Origin of the sequence: Halomonas sp. 141, from assembly GCF_002810305.1 — a bacterium.
Taxonomy (GTDB): domain Bacteria; phylum Pseudomonadota; class Gammaproteobacteria; order Pseudomonadales; family Halomonadaceae; genus Vreelandella; species Vreelandella stevensii.
On record NZ_PINZ01000017.1, the window covers coordinates 43,496 to 66,517 of the forward strand.

Below are 23,022 nucleotides of genomic sequence, written 5' to 3' on the forward strand. Positions count from 1 at the left end.
ACAGGAGGTGCCAGTGGATGAGTTTCCCTTTGTGTCGGTGATCGGCCAGGAATCGCTGAAAACCGCGCTGTTGCTCAATGCCATCAACCCGCGCATTGGCGGGGTGCTGATCAGCGGGCCACGCGGCAGTGCGAAATCGACCTTGGCGCGGGCCCTGGCCGCCCTCTTGCCCGGCGATGGCCAGCGTCCGCAGGCGCCTTTCGTTACGCTGCCGTTGGGCGCCAGCGAAGATAGGCTGGTCGGCAGCCTGGACCTGCAAAAGGTACTGTCGGCGGGGGAAGCCACTTTTCACCCTGGGCTGCTCGCCAACGCCCACGGCGGTGTTCTTTATGTGGATGAAGTCAATCTGCTGCCGGATACCCTGGTGGACCTGCTGCTGGACGTGGCGGCCAGTGGTACCAATATCGTCGAGCGTGACGGGATCAGCCACACGCATCCAGCGCGTTTCAGCCTGATTGGCACCATGAACCCGGACGAGGGTGAGCTGCGCCCTCAACTGCTGGATCGCTTTGGCCTCTGTCTTGAGCAGGCGGGCGCCATGAGTATCGACGAGCGGATCGCCATCGTGCAACAGCGGGAAGCCTTTGACCGCGACCCCATTGGCACTCTCGCACGGGTAGAGGATGCCCAGGCCGCCCTGTCCGAGCGGATTGCCCAAGCGCAGCGCTTGCTCGATGAGATCACCACCGAGCCTTGGGGTTACCGCATCATTGCCACCCGTTGCGAAGCCGCCGGGGTCGAAGGCCTGCGCGCCGATGTCACCTGGCATCGCGCCGCCCAGGCCCACGCGGCTTGGCGGGGTGTGGCTAGCGTGGAGCAGCAGGATATCGACACCGTGGAGCCCTGGGTGTTGGCACATCGGCGTACCCAATCGCCTGAGCAGAGCCCGCCGTCTCCCCCGCCTGAGCAGATGCCCTCAAAGGGCGAGGGCGGTTCATCCCATCCCCACAGTAAACAGGGCCAGTGGGGAGCTATGCCTCCCGTGGCCCAGGCATCGATTCGCCAGCCTGCGGTGAGCCTGCCCGATAGCGAGGCGCTGTTTCAGCGGGCTAAACGCACCGACACCGGCGCTAGCGCGGGTCTCGGCGCTGCATTGGACCAGGGGCGATCCCGAGTGGCGACTTCACGGCTGGACGGCTTTGCGACCATTGTTGCCAATCGCGGCCAGTGGCCCTGGCGGCAGTTGACGATGCGCAAGGCCCGAGCGGGGCAGGCGACGGCGCACCTGGTGCTGCTGGACACCTCCGGCTCGACCCTGGGCCAGCGCCTGTTGGGGCAGGCGAAAGGGCTGGTGGAAGCGCTGGTGACCCAAGCCTACGCCACGCGGGAGCAGGTAGCGGTACTGGGATTTGGTAATGGCGGGGTGATGCCGATCCTGTCCCGCCGCCGTGCACCCAAAAACGTCCGAGGCACGCTCGATAACGCCAAAGGCGGTGGGGGAACCCCCCTGCGGGAAGCGATCATTGAAGCCAAGCGGCTGATTCGTCAGTGGCAGCGACGCGAACCCGGGCTGCGGGTGCGCACTTACCTGATTACCGACGGCCGTACCCGGGAACACGTGGACGACCTTGCCCCCCTGGAAGAGTGCCTGCTGATCGACACCGAACAGTCCCGTGTCAAACGCGGGCAGGGCAAGCGGATTGCCTTGCAGCTGGGCGCGCGTTACTGGCCCGCTCCGTTTAGCCCACTACTGCCAGGGAGCCCCACCTGATGACCATGCCAACCGCCCACTGTCCCGCGCTGTTTATCGCTGCCCCGGCCTCAGGCCAGGGCAAAACCACCGTCACGGCGGGCTTGGCACGTCTGCTACGCAACCAGGGCAAGGTGGTGCGGGTGTTCAAGACCGGCCCGGACTACTTGGATCCGCAGATACTTGCCCAGGCCTCTGGCCAGCCAGTGGATCAGCTGGATCTATGGATGGCAGGCGAAGCCTACTGCCGCCAGCGTTTTCATGACGCCGCTTTTGAGGCTGACTTAATCCTGGTGGAAGGTGCCATGGGGCTGTTTGACGGCGAACCCTCCAGCGCGGATCTGGCAGCACTGTTCGGCATTCCCCTAGCCATCGTCATGGATGTCAAAGGCATGGCCCAAACCGCCGCCGCGCTGGTATCGGGGTTGGCCAGTTTTCGTGACGATATCCATATTGCCGGGCTAGTGGCCAATGCCTGTGGCTCGGCGCGCCATCGCGAGCTGATCGAAGAGGCGCTGCCACCTTCGATCCCGTTGCTGGCGGCCGTGCCACGTGACCCCGGCCTGTCGCTTCCCGAGCGTCACCTAGGGTTGGTCCAGGCGGCGGAAATTCGCGAAGATCTGGAAATCCGCTTCGAGGCAGCTGCCCAGGCGCTGGAGGCGGCGGGCTTGCTGGAGGCGCTCTCGACGCTGGCTCCGGTGACGTTTGCCGCTCCTCAGAAAAGTCGAACGTCCACCGCGCCGCTGCTCGAAGGCCACACCATTGGCGTGGCCCGAGACGCTGCCTTCAGTTTCATCTACCAGGCCAATGTGGATGTGTTGGAGCAGATGGGTGCCACACTGCGCTTTTTCTCGCCGCTAACGGATAGCCACCTGCCCGAGTGCGATGCCCTGTGGCTGCCGGGGGGGTATCCGGAGCTGCACGCCGAAACCCTTGCCGATAACAGCGCCATGCGCGGGGCCATTCAGGCGTTTTTTAATGCCGAAAAACCTATCCTGGCCGAGTGCGGTGGCCTGCTGTACTGCCTGGAAACCCTGACCGACTACGCCGATGCTACCCACACCATGTTGGGCCTGTTGCCTGGGCAAGGCGCCATGCGCGGTCGCCGGGGCTGCCAGGGCATGCAGACCGCTGAACTGCCGGAAGGGCCAGTGCGCGGCCATGCCCACCACCGCTCCATGGCGGAGGGCACGCCGGAGCCGATTGCCCACGGCCGCCGTCAGCGCCACCCGGCGCCGGGTGAGGCGATTTATCGGCAGAAGCGCCTGACGGCGACCTATCTACATCTGTTTTTTCCCAACAACCCTGAGGCCGTGGGCCGCTTGTTTGCGGCAAACCCGGCACAGGGCGAACCGTCCCACCGCGAGGCATTTACCCATGCAATTGAATAAGATTCCTGCCACCGTCGTGACCGGTTTTCTGGGTAGCGGCAAAACCACGTTGCTGGCCAATATTCTGCGTCAGGTGACCGGCAAGCGGATCGCCGTGATCGTCAATGAGTTCGGCGAACAGGATATCGACTCCAGCCTGCTGCGCAGCTGCGCGCTGGGGTGTGAAGAGGGTAGCGAAGGCGGGCAGCTAGACGGCGAAGACGGCAGCATCTATGAGCTGGCCAACGGCTGTATCTGCTGCACGGTGGAAGAGGAGTTTCTGCCGGTGATGAATAAGCTGGTCGCCCGCCGCAATGATATCGACCACATTCTCATCGAAACCAGCGGCCTGGCGCTGCCCAAGCCGCTGGTGCAGGCGTTCAACTGGCCCGAGGTACGTCAGCACTGCACCGTGGATGCCATCATCACCGTGATCGATGGGCCTGCCGTGGCCGCTGGGCGCTATGCCAGCGATGTCGATAAAGTAGAGGCCCAGCGCCGTGCCGACGACAGCCTCGACCACGATCCCAGCCTGCGCGAGTTGCTCGACGACCAGCTCAGCGCGGCGGATCTGGTGCTGGTCAGCAAGGCGGATTTACTCAGCCCGGAAGCGCGTTCGCGAGTGGAAACGGTCATCCAGGCGCGGGTCAACGACTCGGTGAAAACGCTGTTCATCGATCAGACCCAAGTGACCGATACCGCTCGGTTGGAAGCACTCATGGGGATTGGCGCCGCCAGCGAAGCACACATCGATAGCATCACCAACCACCACGACAAGCATCACGCCGAAGGTGTTCACCACGACCACGCTCACGATCATTTCGACTCTTGTGTGATCACCCTGGGCGACGTGGATGGCGATGCCCTGGCCAGCCAGTTGCAGCAGTTGCTGAAAGACCATGAGATCTATCGCGCCAAAGGCTTTGCGGCAATTCCCGGCAAGCCCATGCGGCGGGTCATTCAAGCGGTGGGCGAGCGCCTGGAAGGCTATTTCGACCGGCTCTGGGCCCCTGGGGAAGCCCGCCAAACCCAATTGGTGATCATTGGCAAGCACCTGGATAGCGCCGCGCTCCGCGAAGCGTTGGCAACGGCAGAGGTCCAGACGGCCAACTGATGCACTTATTTGCCGCCAAGCCAGGAGGCTTCGTCGATGATGAGGGCATCATCGACCTGCAACAGAGCCCCGCCGAGATCGTGATCCTGTCCGCCGCCGACAGCAACCTGTCGGCGCTGGCCCAGGCGGTGGAGCGACTGGGGGAGCCTTGCCCCTCGGTGCGGCTGGCCAACTGGATGAACCTGGTCAAGCCCGCTGCCTACGACCTGTACGAAGACAGGGTGCTGGAGCACGCTCAACTGGTGATCGTGTCGCTACTGGGGGGCAAGACCTACTGGCCTTATGGGCACGAACGTCTGCTGGCCTGGGCCCAGAAGCCCGGCCGCCAGTTGATCATGGTGCCCGGTTGCGATGCCCCGGACGATGCGCTGCTGGAAGACTCCAGCGTGGCGTTCGATGACGCTTACCGGGTGTGGCGCTACCTGCGCGAGGGGGGGGTGGATAACGCCGAGCAGCTGCTGCGCTTTGTTGCCAGCGAGTATCGGCAGACCCACCTGGGCGCGTGGCAGGAGCCCAAGGTCATCCCGTCTGCGGTGATATATGCGCCGGCAGCGCAGCAGGTCTCCAGCCTGAGCGAATGGCGGGCACGCCAGGCGCCGGGGCGGCCCGTCTGCCTGCTGCTGTTTTATCGCAGCCACCTGCAAGGGGCCAATACCGCAGTGCCCGATGGCATGATCGCGGCGCTTGAGGAGCAGGGGCTGGCGCCGCTGGCGGTTGCCGTGGCGTCGTTGAAAGCAGGGCCATGCATCGATTTCATCAACCATCTGATCGAGCAGACCGGTGCCCTGCTGGTGATCAACACCACCAGCTTCGCGGTGAATCGCAGCGCCGACGGCCTGGATGCCCTGGGGGATGCGCTACCTGACGAGCTGTTCGTGGGCCGTCCGGTCGTGCTCCAGGCGATTCTCGCCAGCAGCACTCTGGAAGATTGGCAAGCCATGGCGGCCGGGCTGCATAGCCGCGATGTAGCCATGCAGGTGGTGCTGCCGGAAATGGATGGCCGCATCATTACCCGGCCGGTGGGCTTCAAGGCCGAAGCCCACTATGACCCGCGTTGCCAGCTGGCGGTGACCCACCATGTCATCCAACCGGAGCGCGCCGTTTTCGTGGCCGAGCTGGCGCGGCGCATGTCTGCCCTGCGATTGACCCCCAATGCGCAAAAGCGGGTGGCGCTGGTGATGGCCAACTATCCCAACCGTGATGGGCGTATCGGCAACGGGGTAGGGTTGGACACCCCGGCGTCGACGCTGAAGATTCTGCAGGCGCTGGCCGAGGCGGGCTATCCGCTCAGCGAGCTACCTGACAGCGGCGACACCTTGATTCGCCAGCTCCAGGGCGCGGTGACCAACGACCACGCCAGCCTCGACCAGCGCGCCTGCTGGCAGAGCATCAGCGTGGAGGATTACCTGGCCTGGTTCCACACCTTGCCTGCCGAACTGCAGGAAGTCGTCTGGGCCCGCTGGGGAGCCCCCCAGGATGACCCCAAGTGTCGTCAGGGGCGGCTGATGATTGCCGGTATCCGGCTAGGCGATACCTTCGTGGGGATCCAGCCCGAGCGGGACTTCATCGATGACCTCACCCAGTCCTACCACGATATGCAGCTGGCGCCGCCGCATAGCTACCTGGCCTTCTATGTCTGGCTGCGCGAACAGTATCAAGTCGATGCGGTTATCCACGTAGGCAAGCACGGCAATCTGGAGTGGCTGCCGGGGAAAAGTACTGCCCTGAGCGCCGACTGCTGGCCGGATATTGCCCTGGGGCCGCTGCCGCACTTTTACCCCTTCATCGTCAACGACCCCGGTGAAGGCGCCCAGGCCAAGCGGCGCAGCCATGCGGTGATCATAGACCATCTGATGCCACCCCTTTCCCGGGCCGAACTGTACGGCGCCATGGCCGAACTCGAAGCGCTCACCGACGAGTATTATCAGGCGCTGGACATGGACCCGCGCCGGGAGGCGCTGATCCGCGGCCAGATACTGGCCCACCTGCGGGATACCGGCATCGACCAGGAGTTGGCCCACAGCAGCGACGACACCGAACTGCTCAACGAGCTGGATACCTTTCTGTGCGATATCAAGGAGGCCCAGATTCGCCACGGCCTCCATGTGCTTGGCGACCTGCCGCCAGCAGACAAGCGGGCGGGCACTCTGGTGGCGCTGTTGCGGCTGCCCAGAGGGGAGGCCGTAGCCCAACGCGGCCTGCTGCATAACCTGGCCCAGGACCTCGGATTGAGCGCCCCCGATGAGGGCGCGGCTTTCGACCCCCTGGCCGCGGGCAGCGAGCCCTGGCAAGGGCCCACGCCTGGCATCCTGCTCGCACAGCTCGATGCCCCCTGGCGTACCGCTGCCGACACCCGGGAGCGTCTGGAGCTGCTTGCCGAACGCTGGGTGAGTGACTACGTGCTCGCGCCGGGCTGCCTGGAGACCCTGGCCCAGTGCTACCCCGCCACGGCGGAACAGTTGCACTACGCCCGGGAACACCTGTGGGTGGCCATGCAGCGGGGTGCCCGCATGGAAATTCAATCACTGTTGGATGGCCTGGCGGGCCGCTTCGTGCCTGCCGGGCCCAGTGGGGCTCCCAGCCGAGGCCGCCTGGACACGCTGCCCACCGGGCGCAACTTTTTCAGCGTGGATAACCGCTCGATTCCATCGCCAGCCGCCTGGGCGCTGGGTGAAAAGTCCGCCCAGGCGTTCGTCGAGCGCTACCTGCAGGATCATGGCGACTACCCAAGGCGGCTGGGGTTGTCGATCTGGGGCACCGCCACCATGCGCACCGGTGGCGACGACATTGCCCAGGCCCTGGCGCTCATGGGCGTGCGGCCCAGGTGGTCGCTGGGGGCGCAGCGGGTCACCGATTTCGATGTCATCCCTGCCATGCTGCTCAATCGCCCTCGGGTAGATGTGACCCTGCGCGTCTCCGGGTTTTTCCGCGATGCGTTTCCCAACGTGATTCGTCTGTTCGATGCCGCCGTGCAGGCCGTGGCAAGCTACGAGGAGCCCGGTAACAGCAACACAATTCGGCAGGCGGTGCTGGCTCGCCAGCAAGCCCTGGAGGCACAGGGCATGCCCTCGGACATGGCGGCCCAGCAGGCAAGCTACCGTATCTTCGGCAGCAAGCCTGGCGAGTATGGCACGGGCCTCAATCGGCTGATCGACAACCGCGCCTGGGAGAGCGCCGATGATCTGGCCGAGGCGTATCTGGACGCAGGGGCTTACGCCTATGGCCAGTTCAAGGGCTCGGGGGCTCCCGCACGGGCAGCGTTCGAGCAGCAGCTCCAGGGGCTCGATGCCGTCATGCAGAATCAGGACAACCGCGAGCACGATATTCTCGACTCCAACAGCTATTACGCCTTCCAGGGGGGGATGGCCAACGCCAGCCGAGCGCTGAGCGGCATCGCTCCGGAGATTTACCACGCCGATCACGCCAACCCGGCGGCGCCCAGAATCCGCACCTTGAAGGAAGAGTTGAATCGGGTGCTGCGCGCTCGGGTATTGAACCCCAAATGGATCGACGCCATGCGCGAGCACGGTTACAAGGGTGCTTTCGAAATGGCCGCCACGGTGGACTATCTGTTTGCCTACGACGCCACCACCGACCTGGTCGCCGACTACCAGTATGCTCAGGTCAGCGATGCCCTGGTGCTCGATGCTGCCAATCAGCAGTTTCTGCGTCAGCACAATCCGGCAGCCCTGGAAGAGATGGCCGAGCGGCTGCTGGAAGCCGCCCAGCGAGGCATGTGGCATTCCCCTGGCGAGCATGGCGAAGCGCTGCAGGAGCTACTGCTGGCACTGGACGAAGCCAGGGAGGCCAATGGCCATGTTGTCTAGCCCGCGTATCAAGGGTTGGTGCCCTGGTGCCTGGCGCCCCATGGCCACCGGAGACGGCCTGTTGGTCAGGGTGCGCCCGCCCATGGGAGAGCTTTCGCGAGCGCAGCTGCTGGCGCTCTGCGATGCCGCCGAAACCTTCGGCAGTGGTTTGATCGAGCTGACCCGGCGCGCCAATATCCAGCTACGCGGGGTGAGCCATGCTAGCTGGCCGCCGCTGATGGACTTTTTGCTTCGGCACCAGCTGGTGAGCGCCGACCCCGAAACGGAGCGCCAGCCGCCACTGATGCTGGCGCCCGACTGGCAAGCGGGGGAAGACTCGCCTACCATGGCTCGCCTGCTGCAGGCCAGGGGCGCTGAAGTGGCCGCCTTGCCCGGCAAGGTGGGCATCGCCATCGATGCGGGCGACGCCCCGGTGCTGGGTGAGGAGGCCGCCGATTTTCGCATCGAGCGCTCCGAGTGTGGCGGTCTGCTGGTACGGGCCGATGGCCATCCGGCAGGTACCGCCGTGGAAGATGTGGACACCGCTGTGGCACTGCTCATCCGCCTGACCCACTGGTTCATGGAGAGCGGTGGCGGGCAGTCTGGCCGCATGCGGCGCCATATGGCGCCGCTGCCTGCCTGGGCACCCGAGGACACGCTGCCCGCGCCTGCGGGCCCCCGGCTGGCGCTGGGTCGCCATCCGGCTGGATGGGTGGTGGGGCTACCCCTGGGGCGTACCACTGCGGCCACGCTGCGGGAGTGGATAGCGCCCGCCACGGTGACGGCAGGCCGGGTGACCCCCTGGCGGCGGTTGCTGCTGAAAGGGGCATTCGAGGCCGCCAACGACGGCTTGATCCTGGATGACGCCGACCCGCGGTTGTCCCTGGATGCTTGCCCTGGCGCGCCCTACTGCGAGCAGGCCAGTGTCGAGACCCAGCGCCTTGCCGAGCGGCTGAGCGGCGTGAACAGCAGCAGTGTACATATTTCCGGCTGTGCGAAAGGGTGCGCCCGACGCGCTGCGGCCGATCTGTGTCTGGTGGGGCAGTCGGGCCGGTTCCATCTTATCGTCAATGGCAGTGCCGACAGCACGCCGGTGAAGTCAGATCTCACGGAGAGTGAGGTGATCGCCTACTTGGAGAGTTTGGGTGCCTTATCAGTATGAAACCAGTGGCCCGGCGATATACCGGGAATCCTTCGCCATCATTCGCCGCGAGGCGGAACTTGGCCGCTTTTCAGCGGAAGAAGAGACGGTTGCAGTACGCATGATTCACGCCGCTGGCCTGGTGGAATTGGCCGGGCATATTCACTTTCGAAACGATGTGGTGCACAAGGCCCGCACCGCCCTGGAGCAGGGCGCGCCGATTCTGTGTGATGCCCGGATGGTTTCGGAAGGCATCACTCGCAAGCGTCTGCCAGCCGACAATCAGGTCATCTGCACCCTTAACGATGAGCGCACGCCCACGCTCGCCCGGGAAATGGCCAATACCCGCTCGGCGGCGGCGCTGGAGCTGTGGCGCCCGCGTCTGGCAGGCGCCGTGGTCGCCATTGGCAACGCGCCCACCGCGCTGTTTCATCTGCTCAACATGCTCGAAGACCCGGCCTGCCCACGCCCGGCGGCGATCATCGGCTGCCCGGTGGGCTTCGTGGGAGCGGCGGAATCCAAGGAAGCGCTGCTGGCCCATTCGGCACTGCCCAGCTGTGTCGTTCGTGGTCGGCTGGGCGGCAGCGCCGTGACGGTGGCTGCCATCAACGCCATGGCGGATCGCATCGAATGACCCAGGGAGCCATCGTCGGAGTGGGCCTGGGGCCCGGCAGCCAGGACTTGATGAGCGTGCGCGCCGACCGCCTGATACGCGGGGCGACCCACGTGGCCTATTTTCGCAAGAAGGGCCGCTGCGGCCATGCTCGCACCATTGTGGAAGGACTGATAAGCCCTGGGGCAATCGAGCTGCCCATGGAGTATCCGGTGACCACGGAGATTCCCTTTGATGACCCCCGCTACAACGAGCTGTTGTCAGCCTTCTATGAACGCAGCGTGGCCCAGCTAACTGAGATGGCCGAGGCAGGCTGCGATGTGGTGGTGCTGTGCGAAGGCGACCCGTTCTTCTACGGCTCCTTCATGCACCTCTACACGCGGTTGTTGAACCGGGTGCCGGTCTCGGTGGTGCCGGGCATTACCGGCATGTCGGCGGCATGGACAGCCACCGGCCAGCCGATCACCTGGGGCGATGACATCATGACCGTACTGATGGCCACGCTACCCGAAGCGGCGCTGGCCGAACGTATCGCCCAGACCGACGCGCTGGTGGTGATGAAGATTGGCCGCAACCTGGCCAAATTGCGCCGGGCGCTGGTGCACGCTGGCCGAGAAGAGGATGCCTGGCTGATCGAGTACGCCGCCATGCCTCAGCAACGGGTATTGCCGCTGGCCGACGTTGGCGAGAGCGTACCGTACTTCTCGATCGTGCTGATTCACGGCAACGGGCGGCGCCCATGAGCGGCTGGCTGAAAATCGTCGGCCTGGGGCCTGGGGCCGAAACGATGATCACCCCGGAAGTGACGGCTGCGCTGCAGCAGGCCACCGATGTGGTGGGCTACGTACCCTACGTCAACCGGGTCGCGCCTAGAGCCGGGTTGATTCGCCATGGCTCGGATAATCGCCAAGAGATTCGCCGGGCAGAGCATGCGCTGCAGCTGGCGCTTGAGGGGCACCGGGTAGTGGTGGTGTCTTCTGGTGACCCCGGCGTGTTTGCCATGGCGGCGGCGGTGTTCGAGGCGCTGGAAGCCGGGAACGTCCAGTGGCGTACCCTGGATATCCAGGTGCTGCCGGGCATTTCCGCCATGCTGGCCGCCAGCGCCAGTGTCGGCGCGCCGCTGGGTCACGACTTCTGCTGCATTAATCTTTCTGACAACCTCAAGCCCTGGGCGCTCATCGAAAAACGCCTGCGTTTGGCCGCCGAGGCCGATTTTGCCATGGCGTTCTACAACCCTCGCTCCAAAGCGCGGCCCGAGGGTTTTGCGCGCACCCTGCAGGTACTGAGGGAAGCCTGCGGCCCGGACCGATTGATCATCTTCGCCCGCGCGGTTTCTACCCCCGAGGAATCGGTTCGTGTCACGACGCTAGGCGGGGCTGAACCTGAAATGGCCGATATGCGCACGCTGGTGATCGTCGGTTCCCAGCAGACGCGGCTGATCGAGCGGGAGGGCGTGCCGCTGGTGTATACGCCACGTTCTGCCGATTAACAGTGGTATCTTAACAGTGGTCATCAAGCCAGCTCATCACGTCATCGATACTATGCAACTCATGGCGGGAAGGCAGCTCCGGCCGCTCGATCATTACCACCGGCAGGCCGAGCCTACGGGCAGCGGTGAGTTTGGCCGCCGCGCCTTCGCCGCCGGAGTTTTTACATACGATGCGCTCGATACGCAGGGTCTCCAGCAGAGCCAAGTCGCCTTCCAGGGTAAACGGGCCTCTATCGATCACGGTGCTATAATCCACGAGCGGCGGCGGGCTGTTAGGCTGATCGACCAGACGCAGAACGTAATGGTGCTGGGGCTGGGGGGCAAAGGCAGCCAGGTGCATGCGGCCAATGGCCAGTAGTACACGCTGGGGTGGGCCAGCCAGCGCGCTAACCGCCTCATCGACCGTTGCCACGCTCTGCCACTGGTCGCCATCAATGGGTCGCCAGGCAGGCCGGGTAAGGGCAGTGGCCTTAACCCCACACTGAGCCGCAGCGGCGACAACATGAGTGCTCATCTGGGTAGCAAAAGGGTGGGTGGCATCAACAACATGGGTAATGCGCTGCTGGGCTAAAAAAGCGACTAGCCCACTGACGCCGCCAAAACCGCCAATGCGGGTAGGTAGCGGCTGGGGTTTGGGCGCGTTCACCCGCCCAGCATAGCTGAACACAGCAGGAAGGCCGCGCTTGGCGACGGCGCTGGCCAGGGCGCTGGCTTCAGAGGTTCCCCCAAGAATTAGGATGTTGATCATGGCTGAAATTTCTCACGCTCCAGTGGGTCAGGCTCCCTGGCTGACGCTATTAGGATGGGGGGAGAGTGGCATAGCGGGGCTAACCCCGACAAGCCGTGAAGCGCTGGAGAATGCCCAGGTAGTCTTCGGTGCGCGCCGCCACTTACGCCTGCTGCCACCCCTGAATGCTGACCTGAACATGGAGATGCATGAATGGCCGGTGCCCTTTGCCGATGGCATTCCCATGCTGTTAGCGCAGCGCGGCCGTCGGGTCGTTATGCTGGTCTCCGGCGACCCCTTCTGGTTTGGGGCAGGCACTTCCATATCACGTCACCTGGCGGCAGAGGAGTGGCAGGCGCTGCCATCGCCCTCCACCTTTAGCCTGGCGGCTTCCCGTTTAGGCTGGCCGCTGGAGCGCTGCACTTGCCTGGGCCTGCATGCCAAACCGCTAACGCGCATTCGCCCCTATCTGCATGCGGGCAGGCGTTTATTAGTGCTGGTAAGAGACGGCGAGGCGGTGGCCGAGTTAGCGGCACTGGTGAACCGCTTCGGCTTTGGTGATTCCCAGCTAACGCTGCTGGAATCCCTGGGCGGTGCCGAAGAGCGCATTCGCCATTGTCGTATTGGGGCCGAGTTACCCGAGGATATCGCCCACCCCGTCGCGGTAGGGCTCAACATTGCCGGGGCTGGCCCCGCCTTGCCGCTTACCCCCGGCCTGCCAGATAGCCTCTTTGAGCATGACGGCCAGATCACCAAGCAGGCCGTTCGCGCAATCACTCTATCCGCCTTGGCCCCCATGCCCGGTGAGCGGCTATGGGATATCGGCACCGGGTCGGGCTCCATCGCCATTGAGTGGCTGCTCGCTCACCCGGATAATCAGGCCATCGGCTTTGAGCGCCACCCTGAACGGGCTGCTAGGGCACGCGCCAACGCAGCCAGCCTGGGCGTTGACTGGCTAGCGGTCAAAGAGGGCAGTGCGGTTGACAGGCTCAACGAGACACCGCTACCGAATGCGGTGTTTATCGGCGGCGGGTTATCCCAAACGCTGTTAGAGGCCTTATGGCAATGCCTACCCCAAGGCGTGCGCATCGTCGCCAATGCGGTCACCCTGGAGTCGGAAGCATTGCTGGCCCATTGGCACCAGCAGGCAGGCGGTGAGCTGCTGCGCCTGGAGCTGGCCAGCGCGGCCCCCATCGGCACCCGCCGGGGCTGGAAGGCCAACTACCCGATTGTGCAGTGGCGGGGCGTTCGATGAACGATGTTGACGATACACCGATAGCGCACGCGATGAAGGTGCAAAGGATAAAAGTAGCGGGGTTTGGCTTTCGCAGCGAAGCGCCGCTGACGTCTCTTGGTCAAGCGCTGGATCAACTGATCGAGCAGTATGGCACCATCGACCAACTGGCATCGGCCCACTCCATGCTGCCGTTGGTTCAACAACTGGGCCAACTGCGCAGTCTGGAGGTAATCGCCGTGGCAGACGCCGAGCTCTCTTCAGCCTCAACGCTCACCCACTCGGTTCGCAGCATGCAGGCCCGTGGTACGGGCAGCGTCGCCGAAGCCGTGGCGCTACTGGGGGCCGGGCCAGGGGCAAGGCTGCTAGGGCCCAGAATCATCTCAGCGGATCGACAGGCCACCGCCGCGCTGGCGTTGGCAGAAGGAAATCGATAATGACCGTACATTTCATTGGCGCAGGCCCCGGCGCGCCGGATCTGCTTACCCTGCGCGGGCGTGACCTGATCGCCGCCTGCCCGGTGTGCCTCTATGCGGGCTCGTTAGTGCCGGAGCAGATTCTGCAACACTGCCCGCCAGGGGCCAGGGTGATCAACACCGCGCCGCTATCGCTAGACGAGATACTTCACGAAGTTCAAACCGCCCACGCGGCAGGCTTGGACATCGCCCGCCTGCACTCGGGGGATCTCTCGGTATGGTCGGCCATGGGCGAGCAGCTGCGCCGCCTGCGTGAGTTGAAGATTCCTTACAGCATCACCCCCGGTGTGCCCTCCTTTGCCGCCGCAGCAGCGACCCTGGGCCAGGAGTTGACGCTGCCCGGCGTGGCCCAGTCGGTGGTGCTCACCCGTACACCTGGGCGGGCCAGTGCCATGCCCAGCGAAGAGACCCTGGCCAACTTTGCCCGCACTGGCGCCACCCTGGCCATTCACCTCTCCATTCACAATCTTGCCCAGGTGGTGGAAAGCCTGACCCCACATTATGGAGCGCAGTGCCCGGTGGCGGTGGTATGGCGAGCAAGCTGGCCCGATGAGCGGGTAGTGCGTGGGCGGCTAGCCACGATAGAAACGAAGATCGATGACACCATGCAGCGCACCGCGCTAATTCTGGTGGGGCCGGTATTGGAGTGCGAAGACTTCCAGGAGAGCAGCCTCTACGCGATAGGCTATGACCGCCGTTTTCGTCCCCAGTCGGCGGATTCTCCCTTTGCGGCCCCAGCGGGGGAGAGCGAGCCATGATTACGTTATCGTTGATCGGTATTGGCACCGGCAACCCTGACCACGTCACCCTGGCCGCCGTGCGCGCCCTCAATGATGCCGATCTGATACTGCTGCCCCGCAAAGGCGCGTCCAAGTCGGATCTCATCGACCTGCGCCGCCTGCTCTGCGAACGCCTGCTGGAAGCGCCGATGACGCCCAGGGTGGTCGAGTTCGACCTGCCTCAGCGGGCCAACGGCCACGACTACCTGGGGGCGGTGGACGACTGGCACGCCGCCATCGCCCGCACATGGGCACAGCACATCGATGCTCACCTGCCCAACGGCGGGCGGGTGGGCATGCTGGTGTGGGGAGACCCTTCGCTGTACGACAGCAGCCTGCGGATTACCCAGCGCCTGAGCGCCGCGGGCAGGGCGATGAACGTACAGGTCATCCCGGGCATTACCAGCCTGCAAGTGCTGACCGCCGAACACAGAATCCCGCTCAACGCCCTGGCCGAGCCGGTACACATCACCACCGGCCGTCGCCTGCGCGAACGCGGCTGGCCAGGCGATGCCGCCACGGTGGCTGTCATGCTGGACAGCGGCGGTGCCTTCACCACGCTACCGCCCCAGGACACCTACATCTGGTGGGGTGCCTACCTGGGCATGGACAAGCAGTGCTTGATCGAAGGGCAACTGAGCGACGTGGCCGATACCATTCTTCAGCGGCGCGGTGAGTTGCGTGACGCCCATGGCTGGATCATGGACATTTACCTGCTGGCCCAGCAGCCTTTGCACTAACACGGGTATGAATATGGAATGTCTTTCCATAGAATGGACGCATATACCCTCGGCAAATCGCAAGGAGCCACCATGAGCTTTTACGTCTACCTTTCCGGCGAGATCCACACCGACTGGCGTGAAGAGATCCAGCGCGGCGCAGAAGCCGCAGGCCTGGACGTGGTCTTCACCGCCCCGGTGACCGACCACGACGCCTCCGATGCTGCTGGCGACCACCTGGGCAAGCCGGACAACGGCTTCTGGCGCGACCACCAGTCTTCCAAAGTGAACGCCATCCGCACCCGCACCCTGATCGAACAAGCCGATCTGGTGGTGGTGCGCTTCGGCGACAAGTACAAACAGTGGAACGCCGCCTTCGATGCAGGCTACTGCGCAGCCCTGGCCAAGCCCTACATCACGCTGCACAGCGAAGAGATCGTTCACCCGCTGAAAGAAGTCGACGCCCAGGCCCAAGCCTGGTGCACCACCACCGATCAGGTCGTGGAAACCCTGCGCTATGTACTGAAAGCGTAAAACACCCCAAGGAGCCCCCATGCGCGAAAATGCCAAAACCCCGGAACGCCATGCCCAGCGCATGGCGGCCAAGCAAAAAATCATGAACGAGCGCATTGCCCGCGCCGACAAAGAGCAGGGCATCTTGCTGGTGCTCACCGGCCCCGGCAAAGGCAAAAGCAGCTCCGGTTTTGGCATGCTCGCCCGCGCCCTGGGCCACGGCATGAAGGTAGGCGTGGTGCAGTTCATCAAGGGCGCGTTCAGCACCGGCGAAGAAGCCTTCTTCCGCCACCTGCCCAACGTGGACTACCACGTCATGGGCGAAGGCTACACCTGGGACACCCAGGACCGCGCACGCGACGTCGCCGCCGCCAACGCCGCCTGGGCACAAGCCAAGCGCATGCTGCAAGACGACAGCTACCACATGGTACTGCTCGACGAACTCAACATCGCCTTGCGCTACGAGTACCTCGACCTGGACCAGGTCCTCGACGACCTGCAAGCCCGCCCCCCCATGCAACACGCCATCGTCACCGGCCGCTACGCCCCCCAACCCCTCATCGACCTCGCCGACACCGTCACCGAAATGAAAGTCGTCAAACACGCCTTCAAAGACCAAGGCATCAAAGCCCAAAAAGGCATCGAGCTTTGAAGTGAGGAGAAAAATGGAAGGGGAGAGGAGTGGCTGGTGACCCGTGAGTGTTAGACGTTCGGCCCCGTAGCGCGGCGTAACGCCTGAGCGAGAGCAACGAGCGAAGAAGGCACCCGCAGCGGCGGCCCGGCGCGAAGGCGGCGCCAGCCGCCCCGAACCCGCCACATCCCACAAAGCGCCGTCAACCCTGTAGCGCGGCGTAACGCCCGAGCGAGAGCAACGAGCGAGGAAGGCACCCGCGAAGGCGGCGCCAGCCGCCCCGAAGCCGCCTTGTGGGAGGAAGCTTCAGCTCGCGACGATCAAGCCACCAAACCTCAGCCCACCCGCCCTTGTGGGAGGGAGCTTCAGCTCGCGACGATCAGGCCACCAAGCCTCAGCCCACCCGTAGCGCGGCGTAACGCCCGAGCGAGAGCAACGAGCGAGGAAGGCACCCGCGAAGGCGGCGCCCAGCCGCCCCGAACCCGCCACATTCCCTCAACCACTCCATCCCTTGACCCAACTCAATTTTTCCGAAAATCTGCGTGACCAAAGCCAAATTTATCAATAGAGTATGATGAAATCGCAAAAAGCAGCGGCCACGCGAATTTTGGTTATGCTGCCATGAGTCAGACATAGTCTATTAGAAACAGTGGTTTATGATTTTTTGAGTGGCGATATAACATCAATAATCATGCTGGCGCGTTCAATAATGTTATGTGGAAGGGCGTATAATCACTGTTATGTTTTTTATCACGTTTTGGGGCTATAATCGGTCAAACCTTTATTGATAGTAGGTGTGATATGAATCGAAAAGTTGAAGCTTACGGCGTTGATGCTGTTGAAAGACCGAAAATTAAGGCTAGCAAAAAGCTTGATTTAACTGGTGATGCTGGTCGTCAAATTGTGAAGTCTGAAACAAAACTTGCTTTGCGTACCCATCAGAAGACATTCACTAAATTGGCTGATATGTAATGGATATCATCTGTTTTCCTTTTGAACGAGTGATCGAAATTAATGCTTTCATCCTAAAAACAGAACCAGGAATGAAAGGGGCAGTTGATATTCCTAAGCTTCAAGGGGCGCTAGGTCGAATCGATAATGCGATCGTTTATGAAGGACTGGATGATGTTTTCGAAATCGCAGCTAAATACACTGCTTGTATAGCGGTTTCACATGCGCTACCAGATGCCAACAAACGCACAGGTTTGGCTGTGGCACTTGAATATTTATCACTTAACGATTTTGAGCTTACGCAGGAAAACGATTTACTTGCGGATGCAGTTCGAGATCTTGTTATCGGCATTATCAACGAAACAGATTTTGCCGACATTCTCTACGCACAATACGCAAAAGAACAAAATTCAGTTCTCTAAACATAACAAGGCGTTAAAGAGGGATTCGCAACGCGTAGCATTTTCGTTATGCGTTGATTTTATTAGTTTTTAGTGCAATGCGGTGAGTTGGTAGTTGCGTTGCTCACCCCTTAACGCGGCGTTAGGTGTGATGGTGAAGTCCGCCGCAAATTTAAGAGGTCATGGATGGATAGTGATTTACTAGAAATGTCCCAGGAACAACTTGTGGCAGAGGTCATAAAACTTCGCCAAGGTATCCGCGAACACCGAGACACCACTGGCCATGATCTGTGCTGGCACCATCCGGCTCTGTGGGCGCTCCTGCCCGAGAAGGTTGATCCCAAAATTGCTGTGCCAGCGTGGCCTCATTTCATGCGTGGCTGCATCAAGTACCGCGAGTCGCTAGACAAGCAAGCGCCTGACGCTCCTCGTACAGATGAGCCGTTCCGTGGCTAACATCACACCTAACAATTCATTCAAGCCGACGCCGCTTCGCGGCGCGGCTTAACTCAGGCGTTATGGGTGCTCGGCTTTTTGCTTTTAGTTGGGTTTAGGTAGGGACTGTCGGCGTCGTGCCACAAGCCAAGTTAACCGGTATTAGAGTCTTCCGGTTCATCACAGGCTTGGCAGTTTCGCTCCTGGTGGTAGTCGGAAAGTAAAAGGTAAACGGCCACATCATCGCAATCGGCGTGGTGTGACACTAAGAAAAATTGTGGCGGTGGCAGGTACTCAGTTCTTGCCTCGCATTGTTCGGGCTGTGGCTCCGCTAGCGCTTTGCATAGTGCTAGCTAGTAGAGAGCTGGGAGCGTCGCAGCCATAACCAAGCGCAGCACTACACGGCCTGGCGGCCGTCGGATGCTCGCAAGCTCGCACCGGTGTGCGCGGCGTTAACCCTTCTAGCCGCCTACCTTGCAAAACTCCGTCAATGACGTATATTTGTCAGTATGTTTACCATCATCGAAACCCCTACATTTGAAGCGGACGCCAGGAAAATTTGGACTGAAGAGGAGCGGAGCTCTTTCTTCGCTTGGCTGGCAGCCAATCCGGAAATAGGTGATCCCATTCCCGGTAGTGGTGGATGTAGAAAGGTTCGTTGGTCGGTTGCGGGTTCAGGGAAGCGGGGTGGAGTGCGAGTTATCTACTTCACCAGGTTGGCAAATGGCGAGATCTGGCTGTTGGTGATCTACAAAAAGGCCGTCAAGGACAACATACCCGCGCATATCCTGAAGTCGATTCGTGAGGTATTGGAAAATGAGTAACGAGACCCTGAGTGCTGAGGAGCTTGGCAACAAGCTACTCCAGTCCGTCAAAGAAATGAAAGCGGGCAAAGCCGCACGAGTCAGTCGTGTGGAGCCTAACGAGGTGGCAGAGGCACGCGGTAAAACCGGCCTGACCCAGAGGGAGTTTGCTGAGGTACTGCATATTTCTCCGCGTACGTTGCAGGAATGGGAGCAAGGTCGACGTAAACCCTCAGGGCCGGCAAAGGCACTCATCGAGATTGCTTTCCGTCATCCGGAGGTTATTCGGGAAGACCTCGAACTCCGGGGCTAACGGTATGCTGGAAGGCCGGGCAGTTGAGAGCCTGCATTGCCTCAAGTCGGCAGGTATCCGCCTCAGTCTTGACGATTTCGGCACCGGTTACGCGGGGTTCGCCCACCTGGAGGCGGTACCGGTAGACAAGCTCAAGATTGACCGAAGCCTGATTAACCGCATCTCAAACAGCCATGATGACAGTCCGATCGTGCGGTGTCCTCTACCATTATTCTGGCCAAGCGCATGGCGCTCAAAGTGGTGGCCGAGGGCGTGGAAACCCGTGAGCAGCTGGTTCACCTGAAAGTCGCCGGCTGTGACATTGCACAGGGCTATCACCTGGGGCGCCCCATGCCAGCGGAGAAGATTCCTGAGTTCCTGAGAACCTTCGCAGAAGAGGAAGCCAGAGCATGAGGTTGCTGACGTTAATTCTCGCGTTCGCATCGCTCGCCTTTGCATCGTTTTATAGTTGGGGAGCCGTCCGAGAGGTCAAAAACTGCAACATGAACAGATTGACCTTCACGATGATCCCAAAAAAAGATATCGACCAGCAGGCCTCTGAATATCAGCCGTTGATTACGCTGCTAGAGCAGGGGCTTGGGATGCCGGTAGAACTGGTTAGAGCCACCTCTTACGAGAGCGTGATGGACGGTGTACTCTCGGGCGGTGTCGACCTGGCCGTTATGGGGCCGGCATCCTATGTTATCGCCCATCGAACAGACCCGGGTCTGGATGCCTTCGCTTCTCTAACCACCGAGGCCGGGCTCTTTACACCCGAGGGGAGTTTCTATTATTCGTTACTGGTAGTTCCAACGGCAGCGGGGATAAACAGCATTGAGGACCTGAGAAATACCAGGATACTGCTGACAGATTCTTCCAGTACATCAGGGGCTCTCATTCCCAAAAACGAGTTTGCAACCACGATCGGCGAGCCATTCTCCGATTTCTTTGGAGCCAACATATACGCGGGTAGCCATGACAAGGCATTGATGGCGTTGCTGGACAACAAGGCGGAGGCTGCCTTTGTCTCCAGCTCAAGAGCAGATGAAGCGCTCAGGCGCGGCATGATTGCAGAGGACACCCTAACGGTTCTCTGGCGTTCGGTACCGTTACACTATGACCCTTTTGTATTCCGCAGTGGAATTTGCGAGGACGTTCGGAGCCGGGTCATTAATCTACTGACAACCCCTTCGCCAATGCTCTCGGAATACCTGAATACTCAGCGAGCGGTGGGAATAAACCTCGTGACCTATGATGATTACCGGGCGATTGAGGCTGTTCTAAACAACTAGGTTGGCATTATCCAGCGCTCTGATTTCAGTGATCCGATCTATAGTGCCTATATCCATCCAAGTGACGTTGCCTCTCGCTCAAGATGATCTTGAAATTCAGGAGATGCAATTTGGATGAGGGCTCTGGCTCTTTGAGGGATAGAGAGGCCTTTAAGGTTTACGCAGCCATACTCAGTCACTACGAATTGCACATCATTCCGGGGGTCTGTGACGGCACCGCCGAGTAGACGCGGGACGATACGGCTTACAGAGCCCGATTGAGCGGTTGACCTTAATGCAATGAAGGAGCGCCCGTTTCTTGCGGCGTAAGCACCACGAACAAAATCGAGTTGGCCACCGGTGCCTGAAAAGGGGCGATCGCCAATTTGTTCAGAATTGATCTGGCCAGTCAGATCTATTTCGAGTGCTGAATTTACAGACACCATGTTGTCGTTTAGCCGAATGATGTCGGGGTTGTTTACCCAGGAAGCGGGGTATCCAACGATAGCAGGGTTATCGTCAAGGAACTCGTAGAGCGCACGGTCTCCGAGAGCGAAGGTGAAAATGTGCTTGTGTTGCATCCATGTCTTGCGTCGACCATTCAAGATCCCGGCCTGAATCAGGGGAACCATTGCCGGGGAGAACAGTTCGCTGTGTAGCCCCAGATCTTTGTGCTGCTTCAACCCCGAGAGCACGGCATTTGGTACTCCGCCCACTCCGATCTGTAAGGTGTCCCCATCTTCAATCCGTTCGATGATCTGTTGCGCAATCTTTCTATCGACCTCTGTGGGCGCCTTGGGGATTGCCTCTACCAGCGGTTGATCGTGCTCAACGATGTGGTCTATTTCTGAAATATGGACGGAACATTCACCAAAGGTTCGAGGCATATACCGGTTGACCTCGACAATGACTTTCCTTGCTTTTCGGATCACCGACGCTCCGTAATCAGCGTTGGTGCCGAGGCTGAAATATCCATGGCGATCCATCGGCGATACGGTCACAAAAAAACATTCCGGATCTATGTGCTCTGTCAGCAGGCGGCCGGCCTGGTGGAGCATTGCGGGTACGAATTCAATCCAATTTGTAGAGTTGGATTGTGCAATGGCAGCCCTGTCTGAATGGCTTAGAAAGAGTGGACGAGGTGTTACGAGATCAATGAGATCTGGAGCTAAAAGAGTTTGCTGAAGATGTTCCGTACCATGCAGATAATAGACGTTTAACGGACCAATCAATCGATCTCTGAGGGCATCTGCAGTGGCTGCCATCAATGCCGGCGGTTGCGCGGCGCTCATTCCGAGAATCAGGTTTCTGCAGCCTGAAATGGTCTCGACCGCTTCATGGGCAGACAACTTCCGTTTTAGATAGCTGGCTAGCAATCCTTCATCGGTATCCACTTGTTACCGTCCGTTCTGGGCCAATCTCAGTGCCCTGAGTAGTGCCCTTTTTTTGGTTTGATGCTGTTCCATGCGCTTGAGAATGCTGTCGAGCACACCAAGCGCTTCGATAACGTGCGTCCCTTTGTTCAGCATGACGCACTCTGGAGTTATTGTCAAATCTGGTGTATGACCATCAGGCAGCGTTCCTGTCAGATTGATCTTCCACCTGTATTCCATCCTGAAACTGTACGTTATCCACGACCAGCTTCAGTTGGTCGAACCCCTTGATCCGCTTCCAGCGTTTCTGGGCGGATTGGAGCAGTTTGAACACCATCGATAACGTGGTGTCCCGGTTGCCACAGGAGCGGCTCCGCTTGGTTCTTAGCCTCACCGTGGCAAACGTGGATTCAATCGGATTGGTGGTCCGCAAGTGAATCCAGTGAGTCGCCGGAAAATCGTAGAAGGCCAGCAGCTCATCCCGGTCCTTCTCCAGGTTTTCCATGGCCTTCGGGTACTTGTCTCGGAATCGTCTCAAGGTGCTGTCGAACGCCTTGTGGGCGCTGTCTCGGGTCTCCGCCAGGTAGATTTCATGCAAGGCTGACTTCACCTTCGGTTGTACCGACTTGGGCAGCTTGTCCAACACGTTGGCGGTCTTATGCACCCAGCACCGCTGATGCCGGGTGTCCGGAAACACCTTGCTCAGAGCCTTCCAGAAGCCCAGTGCGCCGTCGCCAACAGCCAGCTTGGGCGAGGGCTCCAAGCCACGTTCCCGCAAATCCGTGAGTAGCTCTCGCCAGCTGGCTTCGGACTCCCGGTGGCCGTCCTCCACAGCCACCAGCTCCTTGTGACCATGCTCGGTCACGCCGATGATCACCAGCAGGCAGAGCCGGTCATCCAGACGGACGTTGCTGTACACGCCGTCAGCCCACCAGTACACATAGCGTTTCTGACTCAGGTCCCGTCGCTGCCAGCCCTTGTGCTCATCAAGCCACTTCGACTTGAGCCGGGAGACCGTGTTCGCCGACAGGCCATTGGCCTGCTCGCCGATCAGCGCGCTCAGGGCCTCCTGGAAGTCACCGGAGGAAACGCCACGCAGGTAGAGCCAGGGAATCAGCCTGAATCCGTGAAGCCGGCGCCGACACTTTCCCTATCACCGCCAGCGAGCACTTTTTGATCATTCGCCCCGTGCAA

24 protein-coding genes and 1 pseudogene are annotated in these 23,022 nt (G+C 61.1%); 22 read left to right on the forward strand and 3 right to left on the reverse strand.

All coding sequences use genetic code 11. From position 1 onward, the window contains the following. Positions 1–13 precede the first annotated feature (13 nt). From CWI66_RS09635 to cobJ, 8 genes are read left to right on the forward strand one after another with little or no spacing between them, the layout of a single operon-like run. Entirely contained in the window at positions 14–1,711 is a 1,698-nt protein-coding gene (locus CWI66_RS09635; RefSeq protein ID WP_016914177.1) for an ATP-binding protein, read from the forward strand. Next, positions 1,711–3,081: a cobyrinate a,c-diamide synthase gene (locus CWI66_RS09640; RefSeq protein ID WP_016914176.1), complete on the forward strand. Its 1,371-nt coding sequence runs from the start codon at positions 1,711–1,713 to the stop codon at positions 3,079–3,081. The genes CWI66_RS09635 and CWI66_RS09640 overlap by 1 nt, the downstream gene beginning before the upstream one ends. Then, a complete protein-coding gene (gene cobW, locus CWI66_RS09645; protein WP_016914175.1) occupies positions 3,068–4,174 on the forward strand; it encodes a cobalamin biosynthesis protein CobW in 1,107 nt (368 codons plus the stop codon). The genes CWI66_RS09640 and cobW overlap by 14 nt, the downstream gene beginning before the upstream one ends. Then, a complete protein-coding gene (gene cobN, locus CWI66_RS09650) occupies positions 4,174–8,001 on the forward strand; it encodes a cobaltochelatase subunit CobN (protein ID WP_100731552.1) in 3,828 nt (1,275 codons plus the stop codon). Before cobW ends, cobN begins: the two co-directional genes overlap by 1 nt. Next, positions 7,991–9,142 carry a cobalamin biosynthesis protein CobG gene (locus tag CWI66_RS09655; RefSeq protein ID WP_040460823.1) on the forward strand — a complete coding sequence of 384 codons (1,152 nt, stop codon included), beginning with the start codon at positions 7,991–7,993 and terminating at the stop codon, positions 9,140–9,142. Before cobN ends, CWI66_RS09655 begins: the two co-directional genes overlap by 11 nt. Beyond that, positions 9,126–9,755, forward strand: a complete 630-nt coding sequence (locus CWI66_RS09660) for a precorrin-8X methylmutase (protein ID WP_016914172.1) — start codon at positions 9,126–9,128, stop codon at positions 9,753–9,755. The genes CWI66_RS09655 and CWI66_RS09660 overlap by 17 nt, the downstream gene beginning before the upstream one ends. After that, positions 9,752–10,477: a precorrin-2 C(20)-methyltransferase gene (locus tag CWI66_RS09665; RefSeq protein ID WP_016914171.1), complete on the forward strand. Its 726-nt coding sequence runs from the start codon at positions 9,752–9,754 to the stop codon at positions 10,475–10,477. Before CWI66_RS09660 ends, CWI66_RS09665 begins: the two co-directional genes overlap by 4 nt. Further along, positions 10,474–11,223: a precorrin-3B C(17)-methyltransferase gene (cobJ, locus tag CWI66_RS09670; RefSeq protein ID WP_016914170.1), complete on the forward strand. Its 750-nt coding sequence runs from the start codon at positions 10,474–10,476 to the stop codon at positions 11,221–11,223. The genes CWI66_RS09665 and cobJ overlap by 4 nt, the downstream gene beginning before the upstream one ends. A gap of 10 nt (positions 11,224–11,233) precedes the next feature. On the opposite strand, the gene CWI66_RS09675 is transcribed toward cobJ, so the two are convergent. Next, positions 11,234–11,971, reverse strand: coding sequence for a cobalt-precorrin-6A reductase (locus CWI66_RS09675; protein WP_016914169.1), 738 nt, complete (start codon positions 11,969–11,971; stop codon positions 11,234–11,236). On the opposite strand from CWI66_RS09675, the gene CWI66_RS09680 reads away from it, so the two are divergent. The 14 genes from CWI66_RS09680 (at position 11,970) to CWI66_RS09740 (ending at position 20,476) form a co-directional block, all read left to right on the forward strand. Beyond that, positions 11,970–13,205, forward strand: coding sequence for a bifunctional cobalt-precorrin-7 (C(5))-methyltransferase/cobalt-precorrin-6B (C(15))-methyltransferase (locus CWI66_RS09680; protein WP_016914168.1), 1,236 nt, complete (start codon positions 11,970–11,972; stop codon positions 13,203–13,205). The genes CWI66_RS09675 and CWI66_RS09680 overlap by 2 nt on opposite strands. Before the next feature lie 32 nt (positions 13,206–13,237). Beyond that, the gene (locus CWI66_RS09685; RefSeq protein ID WP_016914167.1) at positions 13,238–13,621 is read left to right on the forward strand and encodes a cobalamin biosynthesis protein; all 384 of its coding nucleotides are present in this window, start codon (positions 13,238–13,240) and stop codon (positions 13,619–13,621) included. Beyond that, positions 13,621–14,418 carry a precorrin-4 C(11)-methyltransferase gene (gene cobM, locus CWI66_RS09690; protein WP_016914166.1) on the forward strand — a complete coding sequence of 266 codons (798 nt, stop codon included), beginning with the start codon at positions 13,621–13,623 and terminating at the stop codon, positions 14,416–14,418. Before CWI66_RS09685 ends, cobM begins: the two co-directional genes overlap by 1 nt. Further along, entirely contained in the window at positions 14,415–15,179 is a 765-nt protein-coding gene (cobF, locus tag CWI66_RS09695) for a precorrin-6A synthase (deacetylating) (RefSeq protein WP_016914165.1), read from the forward strand. The genes cobM and cobF overlap by 4 nt, the downstream gene beginning before the upstream one ends. Positions 15,180–15,251: 72 nt before the next feature. Further along, positions 15,252–15,692, forward strand: coding sequence for a YtoQ family protein (locus CWI66_RS09700; protein WP_016914164.1), 441 nt, complete (start codon positions 15,252–15,254; stop codon positions 15,690–15,692). A gap of 19 nt (positions 15,693–15,711) precedes the next feature. Next, positions 15,712–16,323 (forward strand): cob(I)yrinic acid a,c-diamide adenosyltransferase, encoded by a 612-nt coding sequence (gene cobO, locus CWI66_RS09705; protein WP_100731553.1) that lies wholly within the window; start codon positions 15,712–15,714, stop codon positions 16,321–16,323. Positions 16,324–17,103: 780 nt separating this feature from the next. Continuing rightward, positions 17,104–17,274, forward strand: a complete 171-nt coding sequence (locus CWI66_RS09710) for a hypothetical protein (protein WP_001080654.1) — start codon at positions 17,104–17,106, stop codon at positions 17,272–17,274. Continuing rightward, positions 17,274–17,675, forward strand: a complete 402-nt coding sequence (locus tag CWI66_RS09715) for a type II toxin-antitoxin system death-on-curing family toxin (RefSeq protein WP_000351249.1) — start codon at positions 17,274–17,276, stop codon at positions 17,673–17,675. Before CWI66_RS09710 ends, CWI66_RS09715 begins: the two co-directional genes overlap by 1 nt. A gap of 165 nt (positions 17,676–17,840) precedes the next feature. After that, positions 17,841–18,110 (forward strand): hypothetical protein, encoded by a 270-nt coding sequence (locus tag CWI66_RS09720; RefSeq protein WP_016914161.1) that lies wholly within the window; start codon positions 17,841–17,843, stop codon positions 18,108–18,110. Positions 18,111–18,598: 488 nt separating this feature from the next. Further along, positions 18,599–18,913 carry a transcriptional regulator gene (locus CWI66_RS09725; RefSeq protein ID WP_016914160.1) on the forward strand — a complete coding sequence of 105 codons (315 nt, stop codon included), beginning with the start codon at positions 18,599–18,601 and terminating at the stop codon, positions 18,911–18,913. Continuing rightward, positions 18,906–19,205, forward strand: a complete 300-nt coding sequence (locus CWI66_RS09730) for a helix-turn-helix domain-containing protein (protein ID WP_016914159.1) — start codon at positions 18,906–18,908, stop codon at positions 19,203–19,205. The genes CWI66_RS09725 and CWI66_RS09730 overlap by 8 nt, the downstream gene beginning before the upstream one ends. 4 nt (positions 19,206–19,209) lie before the next feature. Then, positions 19,210–19,488: an EAL domain-containing protein gene (locus tag CWI66_RS18680; RefSeq protein ID WP_198517519.1), complete on the forward strand. Its 279-nt coding sequence runs from the start codon at positions 19,210–19,212 to the stop codon at positions 19,486–19,488. Beyond that, complete coding sequence (locus CWI66_RS18580) at positions 19,401–19,598, forward strand: EAL domain-containing protein (RefSeq protein WP_016914158.1); 198 nt, start codon at positions 19,401–19,403, stop codon at positions 19,596–19,598. Before CWI66_RS18680 ends, CWI66_RS18580 begins: the two co-directional genes overlap by 88 nt. Next, a complete protein-coding gene (locus CWI66_RS09740; RefSeq protein WP_016914157.1) occupies positions 19,595–20,476 on the forward strand; it encodes a phosphate/phosphite/phosphonate ABC transporter substrate-binding protein in 882 nt (293 codons plus the stop codon). The genes CWI66_RS18580 and CWI66_RS09740 overlap by 4 nt, the downstream gene beginning before the upstream one ends. A gap of 47 nt (positions 20,477–20,523) precedes the next feature. On the opposite strand, the gene CWI66_RS09745 is transcribed toward CWI66_RS09740, so the two are convergent. Both CWI66_RS09745 and CWI66_RS09755 read right to left on the reverse strand, forming a co-directional pair. Then, on the reverse strand, positions 20,524–21,849 hold the full coding sequence (locus CWI66_RS09745; RefSeq protein ID WP_050980289.1) for an acetyl-CoA hydrolase/transferase family protein: 1,326 nt from the start codon (positions 21,847–21,849) through the stop codon (positions 20,524–20,526). A gap of 175 nt (positions 21,850–22,024) precedes the next feature. Further along, positions 22,025–22,945: pseudogene (locus CWI66_RS09755) on the reverse strand (IS256 family transposase); the annotation flags it as partial. Between the last annotated feature and the right edge of the window lie 77 nt (positions 22,946–23,022).